Source organism: Streptococcus oralis, assembly GCF_001579025.1.
Classification (GTDB): Bacteria; Bacillota; Bacilli; order Lactobacillales; family Streptococcaceae; genus Streptococcus; species Streptococcus oralis_X.
Genome location: NZ_KQ970235.1, coordinates 679,787 through 682,579, shown reverse-complemented (window position 1 = coordinate 682,579; position 2,793 = coordinate 679,787). Strand labels below are relative to the sequence as shown.

3 protein-coding genes are annotated in these 2,793 nt (G+C 39.8%); 2 read left to right on the top strand and 1 reads right to left on the bottom strand.

The window, feature by feature from the left end; translation table 11 throughout:
* Positions 1–364 (top strand): ribonucleotide-diphosphate reductase subunit beta (locus SORDD27_RS10175; protein WP_231069280.1); only part of this gene is annotated, 364 nt, incomplete at its 5' end.
* A 140-nt stretch (positions 365–504) separates the two neighbouring features.
* Complete coding sequence (locus tag SORDD27_RS03245) at positions 505–1,272, top strand: DeoR/GlpR family DNA-binding transcription regulator (protein ID WP_061427277.1); 768 nt, start codon at positions 505–507, stop codon at positions 1,270–1,272.
* A gap of 40 nt (positions 1,273–1,312) precedes the next feature.
* Here the strand turns inward: SORDD27_RS03245 and lacG are convergent, their stop codons facing one another.
* Positions 1,313–2,719, bottom strand: a complete 1,407-nt coding sequence (gene lacG / locus SORDD27_RS03240) for a 6-phospho-beta-galactosidase (RefSeq protein ID WP_061427275.1) — start codon at positions 2,717–2,719, stop codon at positions 1,313–1,315.
* Positions 2,720–2,793 lie beyond the last annotated feature (74 nt).

The following is a 2,793-nucleotide window of genomic DNA, read 5'->3' as shown; positions in this document are numbered from 1 at the left end:
CAAATTCCAACTTGGTTTCAATGAATTACCTGAAGAAGAGCAAGAAAAACTCAAAGAATGGATGTACGACTTGCTCTATACTCTCTACGAGAACGAAGAAGGTTATACAGAGAGCCTCTATGACGGTGTTGGCTGGACTGAAGAAGTCAAGACCTTCCTTCGCTACAATGCCAACAAGGCTCTCATGAACCTGGGGCAAGATCCACTCTTCCCAGACTCAGCAGATGATGTCAACCCAATCGTCATGAACGGTATTTCAACAGGAACTTCCAACCACGACTTCTTCTCTCAAGTCGGAAACGGTTACCTCCTTGGTGAAGTTGAAGCCATGCAAGATGATGATTACAACTACGGTTTAGACTAATTTGGCCAATCATTCAAAATATCATGGTTTGTTTAAAACAACCATGATATTTTTGTTTTTTGTTTTATTTTGTTTTTTTCTATTTGATATATTGAGCGTTTTATGGTAAGATAAGAATAGTAGAAATCGAGGTGATAAGGATGCTAAAGCAAGAGAAACTAGATAATATTCTAGAAACGGTAAATACAAAGGGAACTATTACTGTAAAAGAAATCATGACGCGTCTGGATGTATCAGATATGACAGCTCGTCGCTACTTACAAGAATTGGCAGATAAAGATTTACTGGTCCGTGTGCATGGTGGTGCTGAAAAACTTCGTACAGGTTCTCTCTTAAACAACGAACGGTCAAACGTTGAAAAACAAGGCTTACAGATTGCTGAAAAACAAGAAATTAGTCGTTTTGCAGGTCGTTTGATTGACGAAGGAGAAACCATTTTTATCGGTCCAGGAACAACCTTGGAGTGTTTTGCTCGTGAGCTCCCTATCGATAATATTCGTGTTGTAACAAACAGTCTTCCAGTTTTTCTCATCCTAAACGAACGAAAACTAACAGATTTGATCTTGATTGGTGGAAATTATCGCGCTATCACTGGTGCTTTTGTAGGGACACTTACCTTACAGGATTTGACCAATCTTCAGTTTTCTAAAGCTTTTGTAAGCTGTAATGGTATTAAGGATAAGGCAATTGCTACTTTCAGTGAAGAAGAGGGTGAGGTACAACGAATCGCCTTGAACAATGCCAATAAAAAATACTTACTAGCAGACCACAGCAAGTTTAATAAGTTTGATTTTTACACTTTCTACAATATCTCAGAGATTGATACCATCGTTTCAGATTCCAAACTGAGTCAGGAGACATTTGAAGATCTGTCGAAACAAACAACCATTCTTTTATCAAAACCATAAAAAATTCCCCTGCCTTTTGGCGGGGAATTTTTGTTGAATTTTAATCAATAAGTTGTGTCTCAGCTAGTTTCTTGTACCAGTGAGCTGATTTCTTAGGATAACGTTCTTGAGTTTCAAAGTCTACATAGAAGAGACCGTAACGCTTTTCGTAACCATTTGACCAAGAAAAGACATCCATCAGAGACCAGATAAAGTAGCCTTTGACATTGACTCCATCAGAGATTGCATCTGCAATCACTTCCATATGTTTCTTAACATAATCAATCCGTCCATCATCGTAGACTGTCCCATCCACAAACTCATCTTTGTATCCAAGACCATTCTCTGTGATGTAGATTTTCTTGTAATTTGGGTAATCTTTCTTCACGCGCATGATTTGATCATACAAACCTTGAGGATAGATAATCCAGTCCCAGTCCGTACGTGGGACATAGCCAGGCGCCACTCGACGTCCAACTCCCTTAATTTGATACTTAGAGCTTCCTTTTTCACCCTTACCGTTATGAATGATTTCTGTTTCGCCATCAAAGGCTTGCATCCAATCACTCATGTAGTAGTTAATTCCAAGGAAGTCATTCAGGTCTTTTGCAGCTTCTAGCACAGCGAAATCTTCTTCACGCAGATCTAAGCTTCCACCATTGACGGATAGAATATGGTTGACGCCTTCCATGGTTTCTTCGGAATATCGTCCAAGATAAGTTGCATCCAAGATAAATTTATTGTGGATGATATCTTCCAACTCAGCAGCGCGAACATCTGCTTGATTTTCAGGATCTAGAGGATATTTAGTAGGCAGGGCGTGAACCACACCAATTTCCCCTTTATAGCCTTTATCTTTATATAGCTTGACTGCACGCGCATGTGACACCATCATATTGTGATGCGATTGGAAAACTTTGGCAAGGTCGTACTGAATGCCTGGAGGGAATTTCCCAACCAAGTATTGACCATCACCGATTGGTCCAATTTCATTAAAGGTTGTCCAATAGTTTACTTCTGGAAATTCTTCAAAACAGAAGGCAGCGTAGTCTACAAAGTGTTCGATATTTTCACGGTTTAAGAAGTCTCCATTTGAATGTAGAGCTTCTGGCGTATCAAAGTGATGAAGAGTTACAAAGGGCTCAACATGGCGTTTGTGGCACTCTGCAAATAGATTATGATAGAACTCAACCCCCTTGTCATTAACCTTCCCATAACCAGTTGGAAAGATACGTGACCAAGCGATTGAAATACGGATACCATTGACACCATACTCTTCTGCAAGTTTGAGGTCAACTGGGTATTTGTGATAGAAATCACTGGCTGGTTCAGCAGTGTACCAGTAGTTATCTTCAAGATATTTATCCCACGCTACTGGTCCTTTACCATCAGTATGTGTAGCACCTTCTGCTTGATAGGCAGCTGTTGCGCCACCGAAAATAAAGTCTTTTGGAAGTGTTTTTGTCATTTGATTCACCTTTCAAAAAAATAGAAATGAGATGGGGGTATAGTTGGGTAGGAGTTCCTCCATCTCACTTCTAA